General features: G+C 46.0%; 19 protein-coding genes and 4 pseudogenes. 1 reads left to right on the top strand and 22 read right to left on the bottom strand.

The window, feature by feature from the left end:
• Positions 1-342: 342 nt before the first annotated feature.
• From FU659_RS23515 to FU659_RS23440, 17 genes and pseudogenes are all read right to left on the bottom strand, one after another.
• Positions 343-1278 carry a shikimate dehydrogenase family protein gene (locus tag FU659_RS23515; protein WP_147949782.1) on the bottom strand — a complete coding sequence of 312 codons (936 nt, stop codon included), beginning with the start codon at positions 1276-1278 and terminating at the stop codon, positions 343-345.
• Positions 1275-2216 carry a phosphoglycerate dehydrogenase gene (locus FU659_RS23510; protein ID WP_187274349.1) on the bottom strand — a complete coding sequence of 314 codons (942 nt, stop codon included), beginning with the start codon at positions 2214-2216 and terminating at the stop codon, positions 1275-1277. Before FU659_RS23510 ends, FU659_RS23515 begins: the two co-directional genes overlap by 4 nt.
• A 27-nt stretch (positions 2217-2243) precedes the next feature.
• Positions 2244-2819, bottom strand: a complete 576-nt coding sequence (locus tag FU659_RS23505; protein WP_147949780.1) for a glucose-6-phosphate isomerase family protein — start codon at positions 2817-2819, stop codon at positions 2244-2246.
• 35 nt (positions 2820-2854) lie between these two features.
• On the bottom strand, positions 2855-4384 hold the full coding sequence (gene xylB / locus FU659_RS23500; protein ID WP_147949779.1) for a xylulokinase: 1530 nt from the start codon (positions 4382-4384) through the stop codon (positions 2855-2857).
• A gap of 51 nt (positions 4385-4435) precedes the next feature.
• Positions 4436-4842 (bottom strand): annotated as a pseudogene (locus FU659_RS23495) (winged helix-turn-helix transcriptional regulator).
• 186 nt (positions 4843-5028) lie between these two features.
• Positions 5029-6492, bottom strand: coding sequence for a DUF5107 domain-containing protein (locus tag FU659_RS23490; RefSeq protein ID WP_147949778.1), 1464 nt, complete (start codon positions 6490-6492; stop codon positions 5029-5031).
• 121 nt (positions 6493-6613) lie between these two features.
• Complete coding sequence (locus tag FU659_RS23485; protein ID WP_147949777.1) at positions 6614-8050, bottom strand: aldehyde dehydrogenase family protein; 1437 nt, start codon at positions 8048-8050, stop codon at positions 6614-6616.
• Positions 8051-8206: 156 nt separating this feature from the next.
• Positions 8207-9226 (bottom strand): substrate-binding domain-containing protein, encoded by a 1020-nt coding sequence (locus tag FU659_RS23480; RefSeq protein ID WP_147949776.1) that lies wholly within the window; start codon positions 9224-9226, stop codon positions 8207-8209.
• A gap of 98 nt (positions 9227-9324) precedes the next feature.
• The gene (locus tag FU659_RS23475; RefSeq protein ID WP_147949775.1) at positions 9325-10308 is read right to left on the bottom strand and encodes an ABC transporter permease; all 984 of its coding nucleotides are present in this window, start codon (positions 10306-10308) and stop codon (positions 9325-9327) included.
• Positions 10301-11611, bottom strand: coding sequence for a sugar ABC transporter ATP-binding protein (locus FU659_RS23470; RefSeq protein WP_261807996.1), 1311 nt, complete (start codon positions 11609-11611; stop codon positions 10301-10303). The genes FU659_RS23475 and FU659_RS23470 overlap by 8 nt, the downstream gene beginning before the upstream one ends.
• 65 nt (positions 11612-11676) lie before the next feature.
• Positions 11677-11778: pseudogene (locus FU659_RS37510) on the bottom strand (zinc ABC transporter ATP-binding protein); the annotation flags it as partial.
• A 252-nt stretch (positions 11779-12030) separates the two neighbouring features.
• Complete coding sequence (locus FU659_RS23465; RefSeq protein ID WP_147949774.1) at positions 12031-12777, bottom strand: GntR family transcriptional regulator; 747 nt, start codon at positions 12775-12777, stop codon at positions 12031-12033.
• Positions 12778-13020: 243 nt separating this feature from the next.
• Positions 13021-13742, bottom strand: a pseudogene (locus tag FU659_RS23460) (IS6 family transposase).
• A gap of 164 nt (positions 13743-13906) precedes the next feature.
• Positions 13907-14431: an RNA polymerase sporulation sigma factor SigK gene (gene sigK, locus FU659_RS23455; protein WP_147949773.1), complete on the bottom strand. Its 525-nt coding sequence runs from the start codon at positions 14429-14431 to the stop codon at positions 13907-13909.
• A 460-nt stretch (positions 14432-14891) separates the two neighbouring features.
• Positions 14892-15851: an alpha/beta fold hydrolase gene (locus FU659_RS23450; RefSeq protein ID WP_147949772.1), complete on the bottom strand. Its 960-nt coding sequence runs from the start codon at positions 15849-15851 to the stop codon at positions 14892-14894.
• Positions 15852-16037: 186 nt separating this feature from the next.
• Positions 16038-16505, bottom strand: coding sequence for a NanQ anomerase/TabA/YiaL family protein (locus tag FU659_RS23445; protein WP_147949771.1), 468 nt, complete (start codon positions 16503-16505; stop codon positions 16038-16040).
• Positions 16506-16517: 12 nt separating this feature from the next.
• A pseudogene (locus FU659_RS23440) lies at positions 16518-17401 on the bottom strand (dihydrodipicolinate synthase family protein).
• Between the two features lie 212 nt (positions 17402-17613).
• Between FU659_RS23440 and FU659_RS23435 the strand changes: the two are divergent.
• A complete protein-coding gene (locus FU659_RS23435; protein ID WP_147949770.1) occupies positions 17614-18513 on the top strand; it encodes an AraC family transcriptional regulator in 900 nt (299 codons plus the stop codon).
• Positions 18514-18622: 109 nt separating this feature from the next.
• Here the strand turns inward: FU659_RS23435 and FU659_RS35750 are convergent, their stop codons facing one another.
• The 5 genes from FU659_RS35750 to FU659_RS37505 form a co-directional block, all read right to left on the bottom strand.
• Positions 18623-18766 (bottom strand): hypothetical protein, encoded by a 144-nt coding sequence (locus FU659_RS35750; RefSeq protein WP_187274347.1) that lies wholly within the window; start codon positions 18764-18766, stop codon positions 18623-18625.
• Positions 18763-18999, bottom strand: coding sequence for a hypothetical protein (locus FU659_RS23430; RefSeq protein WP_147949769.1), 237 nt, complete (start codon positions 18997-18999; stop codon positions 18763-18765). The genes FU659_RS35750 and FU659_RS23430 overlap by 4 nt, the downstream gene beginning before the upstream one ends.
• A 93-nt stretch (positions 19000-19092) precedes the next feature.
• Positions 19093-24171, bottom strand: coding sequence for a CBM96 family carbohydrate-binding protein (locus FU659_RS23425; RefSeq protein ID WP_147949768.1), 5079 nt, complete (start codon positions 24169-24171; stop codon positions 19093-19095).
• Positions 24172-24268: 97 nt separating this feature from the next.
• Positions 24269-25864: an extracellular solute-binding protein gene (locus FU659_RS23420; protein ID WP_147949767.1), complete on the bottom strand. Its 1596-nt coding sequence runs from the start codon at positions 25862-25864 to the stop codon at positions 24269-24271.
• Positions 25865-25922: 58 nt separating this feature from the next.
• On the bottom strand, positions 25923-26168 hold the full coding sequence (locus FU659_RS37505; RefSeq protein WP_261807995.1) for an ABC transporter permease family protein: 246 nt from the start codon (positions 26166-26168) through the stop codon (positions 25923-25925).
• Positions 26169-26174: the final 6 nt, after the last annotated feature.

Below are 26174 nucleotides of genomic sequence, written 5' to 3'. Positions count from 1 at the left end.
GACGGATGGATTGAAATGCGGTACCCAACCCGCGCATATCAGACTGTTAACCACCGTCAACGTCTTTGCCTTCGTGCCAAGATTTCAAGGTAACAACCATTGTCTCCATTAATGGTTAAAAATGGATTTTTTTCTGACAAAAATAAAAAAACATTTAATTATTAGAAGAGGTATTGACCGCCTCGTTCATATCAGCTTAATACATTCTCGTAACATTCCCGTATTCGCGACGTCCCACCGACTTAAGGCTTTATATGTATTATTACACGCTGGATAATGTACAAAATAAAGACATGGCAGGGGCATTTTGCTCCTACCATGTCTTATAATCTCGGTTCGCAGTTAGAAAGCAATCTCGCTTAACTCCTCAATTTGCTTGACGCTGATCGAAATATGGAACACTTCAGCTATAACCTGCGTCCATCCATGAATAAAGTAGACCCATCCATCGTGGAGCTGCAATTGCTGAGCTACTCTTTGTCTCTCAGCCTGCTTTTGAAAGAGCAGTTCTCCTCGATAATTCAATTCCCAGACCAAGCTGTTTGGAGGAAAGCAGGCTGCGTCCGTTAATGGAGAACCCGGTCTGTCCTTCCCCAATCCTGTTGCGTTAATGATCAACGAATACGGTTTCAAACTAGATACAAGGCGATCGTTATCGTGTTCATTTTCTATCATTTTATACTCAAACGCCGTCGAGGCATGGTTAATCGTAGACATGATGCGTGACATATGGTCCAATCTGTTCAAAACACGATCACTTGCATAAATTTTAGAAGGTCGATCGTAGCCATGGCACTCCTGAATCAAATAAGAAGCGATCGATAATGCGCTGCCGCCCGCCCCCAGTATGCAAACTTCACCTTGATTCTCCTTCCAAAAATGTTCCGGTATGAATGTCTCCATGGCAAGACCGCTGGATATGGGATCCTTAGCATAGCCTTCAAGCTTTCCTTCTTTTTTGGAGATGGATGATAACTCCTGAAAAGCCAGCGCATAGACATCCAGATAATCAAATAAATCGTGGGCTGCGGCAAAGAGAGCAAGTTTGTGAGTCGTGACAAGTGCTCCCAGAGAGAGTTCATCTTCTTTGATGAATTGAACGACCTTACGATAGATCTCAGGCTCCGCCTGAAGCTCAATATCAATACCCTTTATAACAACGTCTTGTAAGCCTAAGGCTTGAGCCCATAATGGAAAAACATGCATAATAGCAGATTGGCTGGTAGTAACACCTATAAAGTACATCGTTGGTTGTTTGGCTTTCTCAGGCAATATCATGATGAACACACCTCCTTCTCTCTTTCGAAAAATTGTAGAATGTGATCGGTAGAACGCTCCGTCATCCTCTTAATCGCTTCCACGCTTGCTGAAGCATTATGCGGGGTTAAAATTACTTGATCCAATTCGCAGAGTGGCGAGCTGGCGAGCGGCTCTGTCTGGAACACATCGAGTGCTGCGCCCGAAATCCGATGATGAATTAAAGCGTCGTACAGCGCTCTTTCATCCAGGATGCCTCCTCTCGCCGTGTTGATCAGCATTGCCTCTCGCTTCATCCAACTCAGCTCCTTTTCTCCGATGAAATGGTAGGTTTCGGGAGTAAGTGCTGTATGAATGGTAATGATGTCACTACCACTTAGAACAAACTTTAACTCTGCCAATTGGATGCCATGCGCTTCTGCAAACGAACGATCGGGGAATGCATCATAGGCCAGCACCTGCATATTAAATCCTGTGGCCCTTTTAGCCACCGCTTTCCCAATTGCTCCTAAACCAAGAATACCGATGGTTTTCCCATACACCTCAAACCCTACCCTTTTTTTCCATTTCCCCTGTACGAGGTCAGTATGACTTTGCGGAATTCTTCTAGCCAAAGAGAGAATTAAGCCCCATGTATAATCGGCAACAGCTTCTGTGTTCACCCCAGGCGTATTATAAACCTGAATCCCGTTGTTCTGGGTATAATCGGTCTCTATGTTATCTACGCCAACTCCGTATTTAGAAATCACCTTTAGATTCGGAGCGCTCACAAGTACCTGTTTCGATACAGTGTCCGTGCCTACCAACAGAGCGTCAGCTTCCGCCAACAATTCGCTCAACTTACTCTCTGATAGAGGTCCGGCTTCAACGGTGACATGAAAGCCGGCAGCTTCCCAGCGTTCCCAAATAAGAGGCGAATAGAGTCCGTAAGATCGCGGAGTAATCACAACTTTAGGCAATGGTATCCCCTCATTCCCACATCAATATCACTTTGTATATTTCAGATTATCAGCAAGCAGATACGCTCCTGTATGTTCCAAAACGACCTTAGCAAAGCCTTCCGTCTCGATTTCCCCGTAATTGTGGCCGGCGTCCCCCGGATAAGCCGCAAAGAAAACAAATGGCTCATCTCCGGTATTCACAGTACGGTGCGCCCAATAGGGCGGTACATAGGCGATCGATCCCGGTATCATCTCAAGTGTACTAAATTCCCCTTCTTTGGTTTGCATGACGAGTAGACCACTGCCTTTCAGACAAAAATAGATTTCAGCACGATTTATAATTTCATGATAATGGCCTTTGGTCATAAAATATTCCTTCCCCACCTTGCCGGGATATAGAATTGTCGTACAATGCTGAACATGCTCCTCATTTTCCGGAAGCTCTACATTATACACTTCATAAATAAGCGGATTCTCCGTTAACCTTTCTTTCGCTATATCCGCATCCTGATACATTTCCCACATGTCCGACAATCTTCGTACAATTCGCTTCCCCTCTGGCATTATAGCTCCACTTGAAAAGTCATAAGTTGTAATAAATGGTTTTATGAGTTGGCTCATGTCTCGTTCCTCTTTCCATTTCTAATTTTTTATATTCACAGCTTAAATAATCGACTATAGATCGGGAGAAGCTGGTGATACGCTTCCTCAAACGCACCGTACATTTCACGATATATCCTGCGATTATCTCGGCTGGGCACGATCAATTCAGAATGCTTCACCCATTGTTTAGCAATAGAAAAATCTCTTAACAAGCCTATACCAATTCCGCCAGCAACCGCAGCCCCCATAGAAGTCGCTTCCTCTAATACGCAGGGAACTGAAATGTCAACCTCATAAATATCAGCCAAAATTTGTCTCCACAGCTTGCCCTTTGCGCCACCGCCTAGAACCCACATGCGATCTATTTCAATATCTGCTTTCAGAAACGTATCTAAAATAATTTTCAAATTAAAGGCCACTCCCTCCATCACGGCTCTCGTCATATCTTGGCGGGTGTGTGTCATGTGCAATCCGAGAAAAGTCGCTCTAGCGCTCGGATTCCATCGTGGCGATCTTTCGCCCATCAAATACGGCAAATACAACAATTTATTCGCGCCTGGCATGGACTTGGCAGCATGCTCGTTCATCAGCTCGTAAATAGATTGACCCGTTTCTTTCGCCTTTGCATACTCCGAGCTGTACAACTGATCCCTAACCCATTGGTAGGAGGCCCCGGCCGACTGCATCGTTCCGTTCGGAGAGTATTTATCAGGATCCAGGTGCGCCCACGTATACGTTTTCATTTCCGGATCAAAAACGGGTTTTTCCGTTGCAACGGCAATCCAAGCAGAGGAACCGATGTAATTGAAGGCATCCCCTTCCGTTACAACACCGACGCCTACCCCCGCACAACATCCGTCGCCGCCTCCTATGACAACAGGTGTCCCAAAGGCTAAACCCGTTTCTTCTACCGCATGGGCTGCCACCTCCCCTATCACTTGCGTAGATGGATATACAGACGGAAGCTTGTCGGCATCCATCCCCCATGCGTCAATGATCTCTGCCGACCACCTTTTATTCACCAAATCAAATACATTCGTTCCTGACGCATCCGAGTAATCCGTGGCTAATTGTCCAGTTAATTGATACACAAGATAATCTTTAGCATTTAGAATTTTATAAGTCTGTCTATAAACCTCGGGCTCATGGCGTTTCACCCACATGATCTTCGCTCCAGAGTAAGAAGAACTGATTCGATGTCCTGTTGTCCGGTACACCTTTTCCATGCTCAGCTTATTCAGTAAATCCTCCGCCTCTTGTTCGGCGCGCATATCCGCCCAAATGATCGCCTCTCTTAATACCCTACCTTTTTGATCCAAAAAGACGCAGCCCATCATCTGTCCGCTAAAGGTGACGCAGGCGATCTCTTTCGGAGAAACTTTCGTTTTTGCAAGCAGCTCCTTGGAAGTGATACAGACAGCCCGCCACCAATCCTGCGGATTTTGTTCCGCCCACCCCACTTGTGGATAACTGGTTTCATATCCATAGAAAGCGCTTCCCAAAACTTCGCCAAACTCATTGTATAGCGAGGCTTTGTTGCCTGTTGTTCCGATATCGTGTGCTAGTATAAGTGTTTTGCTCAATGCCGACTCCCCCTTGCACAACTATTCAACCCGACAGATTAACACCGGTTATCAGATACTATGGACGGCTTCCGGCTGCCAAGGTTCTTCCATCAGTCGGTCCGCGTAATAACTCATATGAGCTTTTCCCCAATGATACATCGCGTCAACAATTGGAAGCAATGTTTCCCCCATTGGCGTTAAATCATACTCTACCTTCGGAGGCACCTCGGGATAGATATGACGTATAATAATGCCATCCTGCTCCAACTCTCGCAGCTGCTTCGTCAGAATCCGATTGCTCAAATTGTTGAACAATCGCTGCAATTCTCCGAAACGATAAGAACCCTCAAAGCCCAAATGCCATAAGATCACTACCTCCACTTCCCACTAATAATAGAAAGGGTCAACTCTTTCTCACAATTGAATTCGTTATTGCGCATCTTTTCCCGGATTTCATCCCTTAAGGGTATCGGCATCGCTTTATTCCCTCCTAAGTCATAAACAGCCTTCTAAAAACAGAAAAGCGAAAATGCACCGGTAGACGGATAACCCGCCTAACGCAGTGCATTCCCTTTACTTTCGTCACAAGTGATGATTTATAGCAAACTTCTCATCCTCACTGATGACTCCCCTTTCCAACCGCTTAAAACTGGAGCCTTATGTTATTTGACAAAAGGAATTTTTGTTTTGAACAGTTCATTGCCTGATGTATCTTTGAGCACATATTCAAACGAATACGTCCCAGAAGCGATGCTGCTTAATGACTTGGATGCGCTTAGCAAAGTTGAACTGGTTGCGCTCGCAACAAAATTTTGTTGAAGAAGCGAATAATTATTCGCACCCGTTAAACTAAGCGTCGCACTGTAAGTTTGGCCCGGAGAAGTCGTGGACGCATTCGCATTAAAAGTAGCATTTCCTCCTGCCGTGGAAACGGTCAACAATGCAGCAGCATTCTGGTTCGACGAGGTCACGTCTGACAAGCCGACCGTCGGAATATAGTACTCGCTCCACTGCTTCGTTTGGTTGGGTTGCAAAGTAGCATCTACGAAAAATTCCTCAGAAGTGCCTCCCCACATCTCGACATACGGTCTAGCCACTGAACTGAAATTGTTAGGATTCGCAGCATAACTTTGAGAATAGCCCCATGTCCACAGTTTCAATCCTGTAGTCGCCGTTTGATTGTCCGCAATCCTTAGAACACCTTCATTGTTCCCGGTATTGATGGCTCCCCACCAATTCTCCTTGAGACCACCCGGCTTCGCATAAGCGATTCCCGCATTCTGCCAATTGGAGAACAGCGCCAAATTCTTATATTTGTAAATTCGATTCGGAGCATCAACAGCTTGATCTACAGTAGCCATCCAAGGATACCAGTCGCTTTTCACCTTAATTTCATCCATCGGAACGACCATTTTCATATTTTGCGGGTTCCCGCCAGGTGCCAGCGTCGTACATGTCCAGTACTCGTAAGTAACCGCGGACGTCTTGGTGTTGACAAGTTTCATATTCAGATCAACATACGATTTGTTCTTGTACACAGTTACAGTTGCTGTCGCTTGAATATCAGACTTGCCGTTATTAAATTTCGACGGACGACCGGCGAAGTTGACATCGTCTGTCCTTTTCATTTCGACAGAGACTTTATCCGGCGTATTGACAGTGACGGTCGCAGTCCAAGGAGTCAGCCAGTACTTCCCATGTTCAGGTTCGTTGAAGGTTGGAAAAATACCGCCGTAGACCATCAGCCAATTGTAGTAAAAATTCCCTGCCCCCATTCCGTATGGCGTACCCACAGGGTTTTGATACAACAGATCATGCCCCGTCGGTTTGTAAATAATCGAAAGAATCCTTCCGCCATAGTCTGGCAGCAACGTTACTTTGAGATACTGATTCTCGATGACTTTCGTATTAAAAACCTGGGTGACTTGCGTACTTTGATTATACGACTGCATCGAGTTATCCGGGTTCAATTGAAATGCGAAATGCTTAAAGTCAACAGTCGAATTGTAAATCGTCACATCATCGGGTGCGGCGAATACAACAGAGCTTGCGGTCGACATAAACACCATCAACGAGATGCAAATGGCGATCATTCGTTTGAGCAACTTATTCCCTGGTCTTATCATTCTTAAACACTCCTCCTCTATTTGCCTTGATAGACAGCACCGAGATCGGTTAGAGCCAAGTACGCGACGGGAAAGGGGAGAGCCGCAAACTTGGATAAGAAAAGTTTACTTTCGCAATTAACTAGGCTAAAATGCCTTTCATTACATAAGATTTCGTCTGTGTCATCTCATCAAGCGTACAAGTAATCCCTTCGCGGCCTAGACCGCTTTTTTTGTATCCTCCGAATGGCATATCCGCTGTCCGGTAATTACCGGAACCATTGATGATCACCGAGCCGCATTGCAGCTTGGAGGCTGTGTGAATTGCTTTTTTCATATCCGTTGTCATCACGCCGCCTTGCAGTCCATAAATCGACCCGTTAGCGATACTCAGCGCCTCTTCCGTCGTCTCGAAATCGATGATTGGGAAAACGGGTCCGAAAATTTCCAAATCTTTGGCCACATCCATATTCGCAGTGACATTCACTAGGACAGTCGGTTCAAAAAAGGTACGGTCTATTCGCTTGCCGCCATGAATGCATGTCGCTCCCTGTCCGACGGTCAGCTCGATCTGCTTCTGAACTTCGTCAGACGCTCTAAGACTGATTAGCGATCCCATTTCAGTAGCATCGTTAAGCGGGTCGCCAGCTTTCACTGTAGATAGCAAGTCTATTAGTTTCTCTACAAACGCTTCCCGGATTGAACGATGGATGATAAATCGTTTCGGTGCGCAGCACGTTTGACCTGCGTTTTGAATCCGACCAGACGCAGCTTCACGAACAGCCAAGTCCATATCGGCGTCGGCAAATACGATAAAGGGATCGTTGCCCCCCAGCTCTAGAAACACCCGTTTGAGCGTTTGCGCTGCATTGCGAGCAACGTTTATTCCAACTTCGGTGCTCCCGGTTAAGCTAATTGCATCAATCTTTTCACTGGTGGAAAGAAGGTCGCCGATGACGGCTCCGCTTCCGGTAACAACCTGAACGGCGCTGCCAGGTACGCCATTTTCAATCAAAAGTTCAGCCATCCGCATCACCGCGAGCGGATTATCAGACGGCGGCTTGATGATGACTGCGTTCCCTGCAGCCAATGCCGGCGCTACTTTATGTGCGCAAAGCTCCACCGGATAGTTGAAAGGAACGATACAAGCAATAACGCCAAGCGGCTCTTTCCGCGTAAAAATGATGTCTTTTTCAGAGCCCGGCTGGAAATCAGGCATCGTCTCACCGTACAAATGATTAGCCTTCTCAACAAAACCGCGAAAAATTTGAGCTGCAACCGCGATTTCCTTGCGAGCTTCGGTAATGATTTTCCCCATCTCCGTGCTCAGCATGACAGCTAGTTCCTCCAGATTCGCTTCGATGGCATCGGCACAGCGGGATAATATTCGGGAGCGTTCATACAACGGCAGTTCACCCCATGCTCTTTTACCCTCCTGCGCAATATCGATAACCTTTAGGACATCTTCCTTCGTTGCGCTTGGCACCGTATCGATTAGCTCTTGCGTCGCCGAATTGAGGACCTCAATGACATTTCCGTTCCCAGCGTCTTTCCGTTCTCCTCCAATAAGCATTTTCATGCGTATTCCACTCCTTGCGCCCGTTTATTTTTATATGAATTGATGATCTTTCCGTCATGTATTATAATAAAATTGTCATATTACTTTTTGGGGCTGAAACCGTAATCCGAGTAACCTCGGGCCCGGTTCCAGCTTCTTTTTTTATCGGACCTCATATTAAAAATCAGCGTCCAGTTTATAGAATTTGTCAACATTGCTTTTCGAGATGACGGCAGGCGCCGTATTTATTAGCTTCGGAATATTTCTATCTCCGTTATAGTACTTCACAGCGGTATCCACGAGGGTTTTCGCTACAAGTGCAGGATCGTTCAGACCTGTTGCACCGTATTTTCCTTCTTTGATCAGAGCTAGCGCTTCCTTTTGGCCGTCAGCTGCAGCAAGAACCAGAATTTGCCCTTCTTTTCCCGCATGTTGGATCGCTTGCAAGGCACCCAGCGCCATACTGTCGTTCTCGGCCACAAGGACGTTCATATCGGGACTCGCTACCAGCATATCTTCCGCTGCTTTCAGCCCGCCTTCTTGACTCCAAGCACCCCAGCCCTGCGTAACCACTTTGAAATGAGTTTGGTTGCCTTGACGAAGCTGCTCCTCAACCAGTCCTTTAATAACGCCGATCCGGCGATCTACGCCAAGCAAGTTCCCTTGATTTCCACTTAAAACGCCAAGCTTAATCTCTTTTTTCGCCATTTGTCCAGCAAGCCACGCACCTACAAGCTCTCCGTTGTTCAAGTTATTCGATTGAACCATCGTAACGAAATCGGCTTCCGACGAGATGGAATTATCCATAATAAATACCGGCACACCTTTTTTAGTTGCAGCTTTAGTCGCAGCGACCGCGCCTTTAGGGTCTTGCGGGTTAAGAATAAGCATGTCGATATTTTTCGTCAATAAATCCTCAACGTCCGCCAATTGCTTGTTCATGTCCCCTTGCGCATCAACAGATAGCACCGTCATGCCGTAGCCTTTGGCCACTTTCTCCACCCCATTCTTCTGGGCGACAAAGTATGGAGCACCTAATGTTTGCATGGAAAGCCCAATTTTGACATCCTTTAAATCTTTCGCACTTACGACTGTATTCGAAGTTTGTGCCTCGTTAGATTTGCTGCATGCACTCATCAAACCCATCATTAGGATGAGAATCATTGTAAATCCCAGTCCTTTTTTAATTAGCCTCACTGACAAACCCTCCCAATTTCAAAATTTACACACTTGCATCGTCCCTAGAACCTTTTGCGATGGGCCTCTCACTACCCTCCTTGGCCCGATGCGAATCATTAAATTTTCTTCTTCATGCCACCTTGAAGCAAAACGGCGATTAAAATGATGATGCCTTTTATGACCTGCTGCGGATAAGCAGCAACGTTCATCAAATTCATAATGTTGCTGATCATGCCGAGAATCAGCACACCGATCAGCGTATTCAATGCCGTTCCCCTGCCACCGCTGAGACTCGCTCCCCCAATAACTACTGCTGCGATCGCGTCCAGTTCGATTCCCGTCCCAACGACCGGAGAGCCAACCAAAGTTCTAGATGTACTGATAATGCCAGCGAGAGAACAGAGGGCCGCCGACATGGCGAACACGATAAATTTATATCTGCCTACCAGAATCCCAGATAATCCAACCGCCGTCTCGTTACTGCCAATCGCTTTAATCAGTCGTCCGAACGTCGTGAATTTCAAGAGAAATCCAACAAGCAAGAAGATAACCAACATCAGCCAAACAGGAAAAGGTACGCCTAGAAAGCTCCCGGAACCGAATTCCACCAGTGCGGTACTATTGGCTTTGATCGGAGTTCCTTTCGAAACGATAAATGCAAGGCCTCTGGCAATGGTCATGAAAGCGAGCGTGACCACGAACGAAGCGATGCCTCTCATAGCTACGAAGTAACCAGAGCCTACTCCTATCAACGTGCAGCAGACAATTGTCAATACAACTGCAAGGGGAAGCGGAAGACTTTGCAGAAAGTAGGCGGATAGCACACAACCCAACGCAAGAACTGAACCCACAGAAAGATCAATACCACCTATCAGAATAACAAGCAGCATCCCCATGCTGATGATCGCTAGTCCGGAAAGCTGGCGCAGCAAATTAAAAATGTTGGCTTCCGTAAAGAAAGCTTGGGATAAAAAACTAGATATGATCAATAAAACTATAAAAATAAAGACTGTGTTGTACTTGACCAAAATCGACTTCCAAGGTAGCGAAAATCGTTTGGCAGTATCCGACCCAAGCTTTGAGTCTGCAATTCTAAGCATAGCTGGTTCCTCCAATCGCTATTTCCATGATGTTTTTCTCCGACATATTCTCTTTCTCTAAAACGCCTTTGATCTCGCCGTTGCCCATAACCATCGCCCGATCACAAAGGCCGATAATCTCCATCAACTCGGAGGAAATCACAATGACCCCCAGCCCTTTGGCTGCCATTTCGTTTACCAGTTGATAAATTTCCGTCTTTGCCCCTACGTCCACGCCGCGGGTAGGTTCATCGAGCAAGATGACTTTGCAGTCTGTATTAAACCATTTCGCGAGAACGACCTTTTGCTGATTGCCTCCACTTAAGTTTTCAGCGTGCATCTCCGGACTGCTTGCTTTTACCGTGAGCGCTTTCATTAATTCATCGACCAAAACATTCTCCTGTTTGCTTCGGATGATTCCGAATTTCCCCGTTATTTTCTGGAGATTAGACATCGTTGCGTTTTGTTTGATGGGCAGCGACAGGACGAGCCCTTGTTCTTTGCGGTTTTCGGGAACTAAACCAATTCCATGCCTCACAGCATCTCTGGGAGAGCGAACGCTGATCAGCTTTCCTTCCAAAATTAGCTTCCCACTACTTTTCGAATCAGCCCCGAAGATGGCTCTTACAACCTCCGTTCTCCCGCTGCCGACCAGTCCGGCAATGCCAAGCACTTCTCCCTTACGGACAGAGAACGAAATGTTTCGGAATTTAGGAGGATTGTGAAACTCTTCTACCCTCAGTATTTCCTCGCCGATCTCGCAGCTGCGTTTCGGAAAAAGTGATGTTAACTTCCGACCGATCATTAGCTCGATCACTTCATTCATGGAAGCGACTTCAGGATCGAGCGTCCCCGTCACCTCGCCGTCTCGAAGCGTTGTAATCGTATCTGCAATCTGAAAGATTTCCTCCAGTCGATGGGAGATGTAGATGATACTGACACCACTCTCTTTTAATTTCTTGAGCGTATCGAACAGCCTCTCCGTCTCTTGTGGCGTCAACACCGCCGTCGGTTCGTCGAGAATGAGCACCTTTACTTTCTCAGACAGCACTTTGGCGATTTCTACAATTTGTTGATAGGCAATACTTAATTCGTGTACGGTTTTGCGGGGATCGATATCAAATCCCAATTCGTTAAGAACCGCCTTGGCTTTTTGATGAAGATCGCTCCAGTGAATCAATCCCTTTGATCCGCCTAAACGGTTAAGAAACATATTCTCTGACACAGATAAATCCGGAACGAGTGCAAGCTCCTGATAAATGATGCCAATGCCAAGCTCTTTCCCTTTTCTGGGCGACTGAATCTCAATCGCCTCACCATCCAATTTGATAAGGCAGAATCCTTCTGGACCGCACCTGATAAAATTTTCATCAGCGTCGATTTACCAGCGCCGTTTTCTCCGATCAACGCGTGAATTTCTCCAGATTTCACTTGAAAAGAAACGTTTTTTAACGCATGCACGCCATGATAGCGTTTGGAAATATTCGTCATCTCGACCCGATAGTTGTCAGGCATGAACTTCCTCCCGAATAACATTTTTCCTTCCCAGACTAACTGATGTAGCGTAAATCTATCGAACAATTTCAAGTTACCTTAATTCAATTAATATGTAAAGTACGTACATTTTTGTATCATAGTAACATTATTGTTACTATTCCCCTCTATTTTGTATGCGTTTACATACGATGATTTTTTAAGGTCCGAGACCTCTCTAGAATCACAGACCGATAAGTATACCTGCATTTATTTTTTGTATTTTAAATTCAAAGTAAACGATGTAGAGTCCCCACGGTACCGCGCGATAGAATACTCAAACGGTTCGCCTCCAGATAAATAACCTGTCGATTTGATAAGTTGAATCGCGGACATCGGCTCCACCTCTAGCAATTCAGCGTCTTCATCATCTGCATTAATCGCTTCAAGCACACGGATTACATGGCTGATCTGATAACCATACTTCGTCTCGATGACATCATATAACGAAGCTTCAGCGAGATTCTCCTCCATGAAGCCAGGAACCAGCACTTTCGGAATAAACGTCTTCACGATGACCAGCGGCTCGTTCTCAACAAAACGAAGACGCTCCAAGCAGATAACTTCCTCACAGTTCGGACCGAATATAGAAATAAGCTTAGCCTCGGCCTTCACCACCTGTAAGCTTATGACCTTCGTGAAATGTGTAAGACCCTTCATTTCCATTTCTTTCGAAAAACTAATCATATTCTCAAGAAACCATTGATCATGCTTGGGATGCGCTACGAGCGTACCTCGACCTTTCTCTCGCGTCAACAAGCCTTCAAACACGAGCTCACTGATCGCTTGCCGAACAGTCGGTCTGCTAATCTGACAGACCTCGACCAGTTCCCTCTCAGAGGGAATCAACATTCCGTGCGCTAATGAGCCGCTTTCTATCTCTCCTTTCAAAAACTCTTTTAATTGATAATATAAGGGGATGGGACTATCCTTTTGCAGGCGTATTCTCTCTAACATCTGTAGCACCTCAATCTAAGAAGCCATGATTTGTATGGATATATTTACCACTTCACTTTATTTCATTTAATCACGTAATTGATAATGATGTCAAGATGTCATTACCACTTTTAAACAAAATAAGGTTATGGTGCAAACCTCTAATTCATGACAACGTATCTGAATGAAGTCATGGGATGGAGCAAGTGGTTCTGGTGCAAAGATTAAAAAAAGTTCGCAGTTACACGACAGACTATACTTTGTCTATGCCACTAAACCAAATATCTTATTTAGCCATTCAACAGCAGTGAGGACAGTCGAATTATCATAGGCCTGCGCTTTCCTTATCATATGCAAAGCTTCAATTCCCTTTAACGTCTGGTCCGCTATAAGAAACGATTGAAACCGAGCATTGGTTTTGTTATTTTCTTTATGAATCTGTGATCTTGCTCTACAATGTTGTTTAGATACTTTGTTTGTCTAATTACGGTTTCTTTTGGTAAGGATTTGTCATTTATTAATTCTTGTATGGCTGGTGGATATGCTGGATTTTTATCCAAGGTGATTACACGTGGGATTTGAGTATGTGGAGAGGACAGAGCCTTTGTAAAGAAGCGTTTAGCTGCCTGCATATCCCGATTTTCGGATAACATGAAATCAATAGTTTTCCCCATAGAATCAACGGCTCTGTATAAATACTTCCACTGACCTTTAACTTTGATGTAGGTTTCGTTAGTCCTCCAGGAGTCATTTGTAGGTTTCAAAAAGGGGTGGATTCGTTTGTCGATTTCTGGTCCAAATTCATGCACCCATCTCATAATCGTCGTATGGAAAATTCTTAATCCTCGATCACTCATCATTTCAACTATATCTCGATAACTTAAACTATATCTCAAATACCATCTCACCGTTAGTAAAATGATTGTTGATTCATTTTGCTTCCATTTGAATATATCCAATTTCGTTTCCAAAGCAAGTTGCTCCATCCCATGACTTCATTATCAATTACGTTATCATGAATTAGAGCTTTGCACCACAACCATAAAATTTACTTACATGTTCAATTTGGATTAAGGTCATTCCCTTCGCCTCCATTTCGTGATCACGTGATCCCAAATAAATGAAGTCTACGGTTTTTTATCCTAGGTTCTTACCGCTTCGCCTTATAAAACTCATGATACAGCTTCATGAGCGCCCGCTTCTCAATCCTCGATACATAGGAGCGGCTAATACCTAGCTCCTTCGCGATCTCCCGCTGCGTTCGCTCTTCGCCGCCTAATTCCAGTCCAAACCGCCCCACCACAACTTCCTTCTCCCGCTCATCCAATATCTCCAAATTCTTATATATCTTTGATTTCTCTATTTTCAGCTGTACAGCATCTACCACATCATCCGCCTCGCTACCGAGGATGTCGATCAACGTAATTTCATTCCCTTCTTTATCCGTTCCAATGGGATCATGCAAGGACACATCTTTGCGTGTTTTCTTTAACGAAAGGATCTCGTTCTCGATACAGCGAGCCGCAAAAGTCGCGAGCTTCGTGCCCTTATTCGGCGAGAAAGACTCGATCGCCTTAATCAATCCAATCGTCCCGATCGAGATCAAATCCTCTAGATCTTCACCTGTGTTATCGAATTTTTTGAGGTTGTGAACATGAAGCAACGTAATTTTCATCAGTCGCCGCCAAGTAAATGAACAAAAGACTGCTACGAGGCAGCCTTGTGTAATTTATATTGAACTGATATGAACGCGGCGGTCAATACCTCACTTTTAATAATTTGTTACTTTAAAACTTTGGCACGAAGGCAAAGACGTTGATGGTGGTTAACAGTCTGATATGCGCGGGTTGGTTACCGCATTTTAATCCATCCGTCGCTGAGCTGCCTCGGACTAACGGTGCACATTCGGCTATCACTCAGTGCCTAGTGAATAGTTCAAAATGAGGGTGCTCACTAGTGCTCTCTATGACTCTTACACCTCATCCTTTAGTAAATCTTAACGTGATTATAGCGTACTCCTCAACCCTGGAAAAAACTGTATCACCTCCTCGACTAGAGCATAGAATGAGAAATCGTCCCATAGTTAAAGTTAGGGACACCAACGAACCAAAGGAGCAATTCTTCACTATTTAGGTTTAAAGCTGCAGCATAAACTTGATCATTTTATCGTACAGTCCAGGCAGTCCCTCATGTCCGAAGTCCGGAAAAATTTCGAGTTTCTTACTCGCTGTTATTTTGTTATAAGCGGCAAACTGAGTCGAAGGCGGACAAACGCTGTCCATTAAGCCAACGGCCATCATCACTTCTCCTTTGATTCGTGGTGCTAAATGCTGATTATCTATATAACCAAGCTTCGTGAAGATTTCATCTTCATTCCTATGTTGAGGATCAAAATAACGAAAAAAGGATCGAAGCTCGAGATAAGCATCTTTGGCAAGATCCATTTCCCATACCCGCTTGTAGTCGCATAAAAAAGGATAGACAGGTGCAAGCTTCTTAATTCGTGGTTCCAGCGCTGCGCAGGCTAATGTAATCCCTCCGCCTTGAGAAGCTCCAGTGACCCCAACTCGATTTGCATCGACTTCAGGCATTTCCATGACAATTCCTGCCAGCTGTGCCGCATCCAAAAAAATATGTCTAAACAACAGATTATGAGGTTTATCGCTCAGCCCACGAATAATATGACCGTTTTGCGTTGGCCCTTTGATTCCGCCTGTATCTTCCGATGATCCGCCTTGCCCGCGACAGTCCATCGCAAATACGGAAAACCCAAGAGAAGCATAAATGAGTTTATCGTGCCAATCCCCCGAGTTTCCTGAATAACCATGAAACTGAATGATGGCTGGATGAGGCTGCGCGATATGTTTCGGACGCACATACTTCGTATGAATTCTCGCCCCCCGAACACCAGTAAAATATAAATCGAAACAGTCCGCAAACGGCACTTGAAAATCACTCTTAACCAGTTCAACATTCGCGTTAACAGATTTCATTTCGTCGAGCGAGTGACTCCAAAACTCCTCAAAATCTGCAGGTTTCGGATTGCGACCTCCATACTGCTTTAACTGCTCTAATGGCATATCCAAGGTCGGCATGTTCTATTCCTCCTTTAACGACTATATGATTGATTAAAAAATGCCCTTATGTCCGGAATCGTGGCGACTTCCTTCGAATGCAGGGATTCTATACCTGCAGGCACGGTCTGAAGCGCAACGTATTTAAAGGCCCCCCGTGGTGAGTTCGGTGGACGTCGCTAAGGTTCAGGATGTGATCAGTTCGCATTAAAGCAAATCGCGGTGAATCTTTACAACTAGCTTAACCAGATGCACGTTCCCTTCCGGATGACAATTCGGGCGGTGAATTTCGCCCGGCCAATAGACAGTGAAATCGCCCGGTAGAAGCCGGATACGTCCTTCGTTCTCAACATGCTCGAACAGTATGTAGTCGCTCTGCTTCAGATTGTCTTCAACCGCATGGTTCAGATCCGAAGTAGAGGCGAAGCCTTGCCACTCTTCCCCTTCTAACACGAGATGGATGTCGGCATAACAGGAATGAGCCTCGGCGAGCTGTTCCTCGAACTGCTTTGTCATTGGACTCTGCTTCATGACGTACATGTTCTTCCCTTCAAATTCAACCGTAGTACGCATATCGGCAGTATTCAAGTTGATGACGTATTCGAGTGCACGACATACAGCCTCACCGTATTGGTATTGGTGATCCTGCCTATGACGGATCGTATCGATAATCATTGCAAACTCCTCCTAATGTCCAATACCTGTACCACTCCGGTGACGACACAGCACGTCACTCCCCACGTAGAATGCCTTGATTTGTTCGCATTCTTTCACGGTAAACCGTTTAAGCGGCTGGCGGACAGCCCACGATGAGATAACTCCCTGCAAGTAAAGCATATATTTCTCATATGGGATGACATCGAATTGGATCATATGCGCAATCACCTCGTTGGCTTCGGATTGCATCTCCTGCAGTGTCGGCATATGAGGCCGCTCTTCTGCCGCAATCAGCTTATACATTTGCGCGAACAAGCCGGGCATCATGTTGAATGTACTGCCGATGGCCCCGTCCGCTCCCGCATAAGCACCTCCCGAATAGATCTCGTCATGTCCATTGAAGATCAGGAACTCGCTGCCGCATCTCACCCGAATCTGCTGCATCTCAAACAAATTCAGCGATGTAAATTTCACTCCGATGCATTGGGGATTACGGCTCATCTGCTCGTAGAAGTCCATGGACAGGATGACCCCAGTCGCTCCGGGAAATGGTAGACGATCATTGGCAGAGGAACCGCAGCCATAATGGCCTCGTAATGCTCGCGGATTTCTTTCATCGTCACCTTGTAGTAAAACGGAACGACGGCCGAAATCGCATCGACGCCTTGCTTTTCCGCATGTTTGGCAAGTCTGATCGATTCCAGCGTGCTGATGCAGCCGACATGCGCAATAATCGTAACCCGTCCCGCAGCGGTTCGGACCACCGTCTCCAAGATTTGCTCCCGCTCATCGGTTGTCAAAATAAACCCTTCGCCAGTGCTACCTCCCACATAAAACCCATGGATACCCTGACTAATTTGATGCTCCACCAAATTTGCCAATGATTTGAAATCGATTGCGCCATCCTCATGCATCGGTGTCAGCAGCGCCGTAAAAATACCGCGAAACGCAGGATGTTTTACATTGTTTTTGGTTTCATTGTTTGTGGTCATACCCTTATTTCCTCCCTTGGCGCCATAGCGCTTGTTGTGAATCGTAATGATTGTATTGTAGCGCCAGATACAGTGACGCGTTTCTCATTTTTTTATAAAATCTCTCATTTCTTTATGAAAATGACTCAAGTATAATGAAGCTACAACGAGGGAGGCGAAACGGTGCCATGTACCCGCAATACTTGTTTGAATACCCGAATGTCGAAACGGACTTTCCTTTTTATATGAAAAAAAAGAAATACACCTCGGTCCCGTCCCATCGCCACGATTTTATCGAATTATCGTTCGTGCTTGAAGGGACGGGCAAGGAACGTATCAACGGTACCGAGCATGACTTGCTGCCCGGCACAATCGTACTTCTGCTGCCTTACCAGGTTCACGAATATGAAGCAACCCCGGGCGAGAAGCTGCAGATGTATATTTGTAATTTCGATATGAAGCTGCTTACTGCGGGCCCGGAATCGGCTTGGGGCTTGCACGAGCTTCTGTTTGGCAGCGATAATCCCAGATCGACGCATATCCGGTTGGAGGGCCACGATTTCGAGGAGGGGTTGAGGCTATGGGAACGGCTGTACCGGGAATACGAGTCCTCGAAAGCCTGGAAGCCGATCATGCTGCGAGCGCTGCTGTTCGAAACATTGGCACAGTTCGTTCGTGGCAGTGACGAGCCGGAAGGAAGGCGGATCGAAGATCAGCGCCCCAATTCCGCCAAGAATATCTGGCCGATTGTCCAGCATGTTTACGACCATTATCTCGAACCGTTATCTTTGACCTCGTTGTCCGAAAGGTTTCAAATGCATCCGTCACAACTCAGCACGCAGTTCGGAACCGAGCTCGGCATCCATTTCGTCGATTTCCTTCATGAGATTCGGATCCGTCATGCCTGCAGCCTACTCATTTCCTCGGACATGCCGATCTCACAAGTCGCCTACGAATCAGGTTTCTCTTCCTATCCCACGTTCTCGCGCGCTTTTCACCGCATGAAGGGAATGTCGCCGCGCGATTACCGCGAGCAGCAAGGGCGGGAGCGCTAATTCTATTTTGGAAAAGGCTGCTATGAAAATCACTTCATTACTTCCACCGACTGGATGTACTCGACACTTCCGTCGTAATAATTGCCGATACGAAAATCGCTGGCATTATTCAATTGGCTGGTTTATACCTGGCTATATCCGGTGAAGGAAGCCCTGGCATGGAGGAAGCCCAAGGTGCGGTATAACATAAAATCCAGACAATATGGATGCCCTTTGCGGTCAATTGATTGACCATATTATCCAAATGATTCAAGTAGGCCGTGTCATACACGCTTCAATCCTGCCCCATTCCGGGGAAATGCGGATCCACTGAATTTGGGATTCGGCGATTTGATTGATTTCCGTTGTGTAATCCGTCGTGTAGCGTTGCAAGGGGTCATTCACCCCAAAGTAGTCGGAATCGATGGCGTTGGCTTGGTTAAGCGGTAAACCGATGATGCCTGCAAGACAAATCATCAAGAAAATCCCCATCTTCCTCAGAAACATAAGAAGTCCCTCCATTCAATTTGAAAATACATTTTGGATCGCCATGTATAAGGAAAGCCCCGGTCAGAATTGCTTCCTAACCGGGGCAGGCCATCATTCTAGCGCGTGGGCAAGTTCAATCAAGATGTCTGCCAACTCATTCGGAATCCGTTTTCCTTTTTGCGCTGATATCTCGTTCACATAAGCGCCATACTGCGAATGTTCCAGCTTTTTGACAAGCGAGTTGATCACTCCGTTCGATCCAGCTCCGGTTACGAAGCGCTGTGTTAATATCATTAGGCTTTCCCCTGACACTTGAATCGTGTAGCTCGACGTTTCGATTGTAGTGTTGCCTGCTGCATCCTCAGCGGTGGCCGATACCTGGTGTGTGCCCAACCCCAACATATAGGCAGGACTATCGACCAGCAGCCCGTTGCAATCGCTGTAAACGATGCCCGACACGCTATCCGTAGCCGAACATGCTATCTTTACGTTCTGATCGACTGTAAACGTGCCAACGCCGGAAATTTGCACAATCGGGGAAGTCTGATCAATCTTGAATGCAATCGACTTGGCTTGCTCTACATTTCCTACAGCATCGGTTGAGCGGTATAACAACGTGTATGCTCCATCTTCAGCAAACCTAAGTTCCTGCGTGTATGGCTGCCATGTGGCACCGCCATTCAAACTATACACGGACTCTGTCACGGCGGACCGATCATCCGTGGCGCTCAGGTTAACTTTGACATCAGATACATACCAATCGTTATGCTTCGTTCCGGTAAGCGCAGCAAAAGTAGTTGGCGGGGTATCATCTGTTACGACCCACTGCATGGAACGAAATTTATTGGACAATTTACCGTCGCCGATCCCGCCTCCCCATTCGATCCAACCTTTCCTACCGTTACCATCATTGTCATTAACTAATAAAGAGAAGCTGATGACCCCGTTCCTTTCAGCTTTGATCGGCGTTAATTCCGACCAAGGAAGCGCCAGCTCGTAAATCGTATCGTGCTGATTTTCATCTCTTGTCACGACAAGATCGCCATTTGTCACCAACCCTTTACTTACTCCCGGAGGTGTAATCCAGCGATAAATTTGCGGACCGTTTGGCGTTTGGGAAATCCCGTATTCATACCAACTGAGACTCTCGCCCGGGAGTCCGTTCGAAATTGCGAATTGAAAGCTGTCATTTTTATAAATGTCCGCTCCGGTAAAGGGTGCCGAATTGGTGTTATCTTTGACCCTTGCTGTGATATACAGACGATTCGAATCGAAGTTAAGCCAAAATTTCCCGCTTAAATCATTTGCGCCTTGATAACCTGTCATCTTGACCGTACCCTTGGACAGGTCGATTGTGGAGGAAGCGGCTGCCGTTTCTGAATCGAGTGCTCCATCAACGTTAACTGTCCCTTGCCTAATGGGGTTGAATTCTGCCGTGCCTTCATACGTGAACGGATCATAGTCATCGAAATAGACCGTCACTTTAAGCGCATTGGTTACCCCTAGACCGTAACCCGTAAGCGGAATATCAAATACTTCTGCGGAACTGGACTTAACCTCAGCATGAAATTCCTTCATTCCCGATTGCGTACCAAACTTCCATTCGACTCTTTTAACTTGCAATCCTTTGGTGGTAGAAAGATTATTGATCTGAATTTGAAGCGTTTTGCTCATCGTATCTACGTCGGCAATAATGGGACGAACCTTGACTTCATAGGACTGGAGAGCTGTAACCGTGCTCCTTATCATGCCGATCTTGTCATTCCCTTTCATCAAGAAACCCTTAACCAAGCGGGTACCAGGTTCATTCAAATTCGAGACGGTCAGCATTTGGGTAACCTTTTGACCACCCTCGGCAAATACCGGATAGGACTCGCCTTCAACCTTGAAGTTAAATGAGTATGGTGCAGATGTTGTATTATCGGTTTCCAATGTCAGCTTGATCGGATCACCAACGCGAGCGGGATCTCCATGCAGGGAGAACGTAGAATCCTTCTCGACTCCGGAAATGTCCCCTTTTATAAAATACGGCTCATCGTTTAAGGTCACATATACGTTCCCATTATGAGGAACATAAGTATCAGTATTTCCCATCATATCCGTGATTTGGATCGAATTGACGGTATGAATAACAGCCGGGACTGACGAACCTACAGCCCACAATGCTCTTATTTGTTCACCATCCTTATCAAATACGTAACTTCGGATGTCAGTATCCGTCGAATCCTTACTTACGAACTGTGCGCCGCCAAGCGCTCTTGACATGGTTGCATAAGCAGCATAGGCTGGCTTAGGCGTGTAAGCGCCCAGTTTATCATTGGTATTACGGATGATGCCGAAATTATCTTCGTTATAATTGAGTTGAACGCCATCGTTCATAAAATCGTACCACATGATTTTGTCGATGCCGTTCGCGATTGAAACGACATAACCACGAATCAGATAGTTCGCCTGTTTCTGTTCATCCACTCCGCGACTATCGAGTTGTGTCGGCCAGCCTGTCTCGGAGATCCAAATTGGTTTCAGCTGCCCGTTATTGTATGTTCGAATCAAGTCCTTCAAGCCATTAATTTGACTTTCCAACCGCTCTGGCTCACCGGGATATACATAAGGATGAACGGAAATGACATCCAGATATTGCATACCCCCAAGCTGGAATACTTTTTCCATCCAATTCAGATCGATAGCCATGACCATGCCCACGACAGGTGTATCGGGATGCGCAGCCTTGACTGTTTCATACGTTTTTTTCAGCAATGGAAAATAGTTTTCCGGTTTCGAATCTGCCGGACCATTTCCTCTGTCCCCGAAGCTTCCGTTGAATTCGTTGAAAACCTCGACCGCATCAAGCTGGCCATCGTAATGATCCGCATACGCTTTCACATAATTGGCGAATCCTTCACGGCCCTCATCGGTATAGGGGGTGCTATTGTTATCGTAAAACGGGTTGTTGAACCCGGAAACAAACGTGAAATCAAAATGATCATCGTTCAACTTCGCCATGTAATCATCGGGAGAAGGAGAAAAGGTGTACGAACCCTTTTGCTTTTCAATACTGTTCCATTCTCTGCCGTCCCGAACCATATCGATACCGGCATATTTCATCATTGTTATCATATTAGCAGCATCTGCCGGCGGGATACGGTGCAGATGGGTAGCCATCCCGAACGGTGAATTCTCACGCCCTGATTGATCTAGGGGAGAAAGCACGGCAAATGGAGTTTTGATGGTAATGGGATCGCTGTTGTTCGATTCAACTTTGATTTGTAAGGTGAAATAACCGAATTTTGTAAAAGGAACCGTCACTATGGACTCACCCTGAGCAACCGGACTGTTCCCCGCAGATACCGCAGCTCCTTGATAGTCATAGACTGTCCAAGCTACGTTTGGTCTTGTGGTAATGACCTTAAATTGAATAGCTTCATGATCGATAAACACATTGCCCGGACGAAGCTGTACCAGTTTGGTGGATGGCAACATCGTTGTAATAAAGGGGCCATCCGTGCTCCATTGATTCAAACCGTTAACAGCCTCGACCTTAAACGTGTACTTTTGATCGATTTGCAGCCCCGTAACCGTATAAGTGCTTGCCGTACCGGCAACCGTCCCCAAGACGATGCCGTTTTGATAAATTTTATAACCGGTCACGCCTACAGGGTCCGCCGCAGCCGACCAGTTTAATTGCATGCCCGTTTCGTTGAGATCCGAAACGGTGAGACTTCCCCCGGATGGCCAATTGGGAGCGTTTGCATTTACACGGTATGTGGAAAGTTCCAGATATGGACGGTTCACCGTGTTTTCCATACTGTTGATCTGCACAGCATGACCTTGTGCAGCTTGCTCCAAGAACGCGAAACTGACCGTCTGGTCCAACGCCTTTTGCCGTTTCACGAATGCCGTTACATCAATTTCATACCAGCCCGCCGTTTTGCCTACATCGATATTAGCTATATAAGTATCAGGACCAGGCTTCGTATTCCAAGTTACCGTGTTTGCTTTCCATGAATCATTCTCCATGCCAAAGACTTGGACACCAATCGTCGAATTCTCGGTATCAATGGCATATATCTTTAATTTGGCCGAGGCGATCTCGCTGGCAAAATAGTTTAAATCATATTTCATATACGCCTGCCGGTTTAAGTTGGCATCTGCAGCAAAATTCTTCACGCCTAGCAACGCAGATGTTCCATAGTTATCATTCGCATTCCCTCCGCCCCGGACATAGGTGTCCTCGAGTGGCAGCAAAACCGTCTGTTTAGGGTTGGGCAACGTTACGGTCACATAGGGCCCATCGTTACTCCATTGATTCAGGGCATTACCGCTTTCAACCGTGAACGTAACCTTCTGTCCGACCTGCAATCCTGTCACCGTATACGAGGTTACCGATCCGCCAACCGTGCCAATGACATTTCCATTTTGATAAATGGTATAGCTAGTCACGCCTGTAGGGTCTGCAGCTGCCGACCAGTTCAACTGCAGGCTTGTTGCGCTCACGTTTGAAATGTTGACGGATCCTCCAGACGGCCAATTGGGAGCGCTTGCATTTACGCGATCAGCAGAAATCTCCAAATACGGACGGTTCTCCGTATTCTCCACGCTGTTGATGTTCACAGCATGGCCTTTTGCCGCTTGCTCCAAAAAAGCGAAACTTACCGTTTGATCCAATGCCTTTTGCTTTTTCACAAATGCCGTCACATCGATTTCATACCAACTCGCTATTTTGCCAACATTGATATTGGTTATATAATGTTCGGGAATTGGCTTGGTATTCCAGGTTACCGTGTTTCCTTTCCATGCATCGTCTTCCATGCCAAACAATTGAACGCCGATCGTTGAATTTTCCGTGTCAATGGCATATATCTTTAACTTGGCCGATCCGATCTCACCTGTAAAAGTGCTTAAATCATATTTCATGAAAGCTTGCCGGTTAATATTGATATCTGCATCAAAACTCTTTACACCTAGTGTTGTAGAGGATCCAAAATTCGTATTCGCGTTCCCTCCACTTCTGACATAGGTGTCTTCACTTGGATTTATTTGTGAGATAACCGGATTAGACGCCGCAGCTAAAGCTGTCATTTTATCGTTTGCGTAGGGTACAAGCGGGGCAACAAACCCTTGGAGTATAACTGCTGTCATGGTAAAAACTAAAACTAGGCTCGTTACTTTCAATCGCATTTTATTTATCATTTACTCACCCCATATCGTTGTTTTAAAATAGCAGCCAAGCACTTCCCCCGGATGATAGACATCCGGAAAAAGAGCTGGCCAATTTCGTTGCCTATTGTTATTTAAAATTGTTCTTGTTCTTCTGGTACCAATCCTGAACCTGTTTATCCACGCTATCTCCACCGAGTCGCTTCCATTCTTTGCGGAGATCATTCATTCCATCCTGGGCTGTTATGGACTTTCCACCGGTAACCACCTTCGTTTCAATTTGCACAGCAATTGGTGAGAACGTAGCGATCAACTGGGTGAGTTCAGGAATATCCGGGCTGTACGGAATATCTCTCCGGTACACATTCTTCATTGCCAATTCAAGCGACTTCGCCTTCAACTTGGCATAGTTCTGGGATAGCTCATCCTTCGCCGCCGTGTCTATGATCAATTTAGGTGTCATAATCGAATCGATCATGAGCGCATATTCGCCGGCATAACTGACTTCCTTGATAAATTTGTCCTGATTAATTGTCTGCCGAGCGCCATCAACCGTTTTGTAATGTACGTTCTCCTCCCCATACTTGAGAGGCACCCATCCATCCTTCAGCATCCAGTCTATAAATTGGATGGCCGATTTGATTTGGTCTTCCTTCATCTTGCTGTTAAATACGGTAAATACGCTCGGTGGGGCTTCCTGATATAAGCCGTTCTTACCATACTTGGTGCTGATCGATTCAAGCGGAGTCAACTTCGCATCTGGCACGTTTTTCAACAAATCGCGATAAGAGTTATCCATACTCCCCGCACCCCATTGCCCCAAATATATGCCTGCTTTACCGGTCGTCAACAACTGGTTTGATCGCTGAAAATTAGTGTCTGTAATATATTCCTTGTCGATAAGCCCTTCGTCAAAGAGCTGCTTCTGGAATGCAAGCGAATCTGAAAAACGGTCAAGGAGCCTACCGTATTCCAACTTGCCGCCTTCTACATACCACTGATTTTCTTGGCTGAAAAATAAAGCCCGCAGAATACCGACACCGCTACTGCTTAATGAGATCGGTACGGTGTCCGCTTTGCCGTTGCCATCCGGATCACCGTCTCTGAATTTGCGGGCGACATCGAGAAATTCTTCTGCCGTAGTCGGAGTCTTCAGACCTAGCTTATCCAGCCAGTCTTGGCGAATCCACATGCCGTGATTGGCGACCGTTTCTCGCGCGAACGAAACCGCATACGTTTGACCGTTGACATTCAGATAAGGCTTAAGCTCCGGGTGTTTCTCCAGATATGCTTTATACGTTGTGCTGTACTTGTTGATATAATCGCCGATCGGCTGAATAACGCCTTGGTTGGCCAATTGGCTGATATAATTTCGGTCGTATTCCCAGATTAAATCAGGCGCTTCACCGGAAGCGATGAGAGCGTTCAATTTGGGCTGGGCCTGGCTCCTGGTAACGGGAACCCATTTGACATTCACAGGCGATTTCTCATTAATCCACTTTGTCCACCGGTTGTTTTCATAGGTGCCTTCCTCCGTCGGGACTGTGCCGCGATCGAACATCGATACGCTGATTTCCTTCTTAGGACCCGGACTGGATACTGAAGTGGACCCCGGCGAACTGCTTGTTTGTACCGAAGAAGTCTGGTTGGAGCTGCATGCGACAAGTAATGACAAAGACATGGTTACAGCGAGAACGGCATTTCCTGCGTATTTCAACTTGCTCATTCTTTTTATCCCCTTTATCTGTATGATATTCCTATCTAGAGTCAGTTCGCTCTGGAAATCAACCTTTGACCGAACCGATCAAAACGCCTTTGACAAAATATTTCTGGAGGAATGGATATACGCAAAGAATCGGCATCACGACAATGACAACAGCAGCAGCTTTAATCGCTTCCGGCGTAAGCAGAATGCGTTCCACTGCATCGTTCCCTCCAATATTGTTTAATAAATTCTCATCCACCTTGTTGACCATCTGATACAGTTTCACCATTACGGTCAGTTTGGCTGACTTTGTGATATAGAGCATTACATT

It is taken from the genome of Paenibacillus sp. N3.4 (genome assembly GCF_008017805.1).
In the GTDB taxonomy this organism is placed as follows: Bacteria; Bacillota; Bacilli; order Paenibacillales; family NBRC-103111; genus Paenibacillus_E.
The sequence above is the reverse complement of the archived record's forward strand: the minus strand, read 5'-3'. Positions and strand labels throughout refer to the sequence as shown.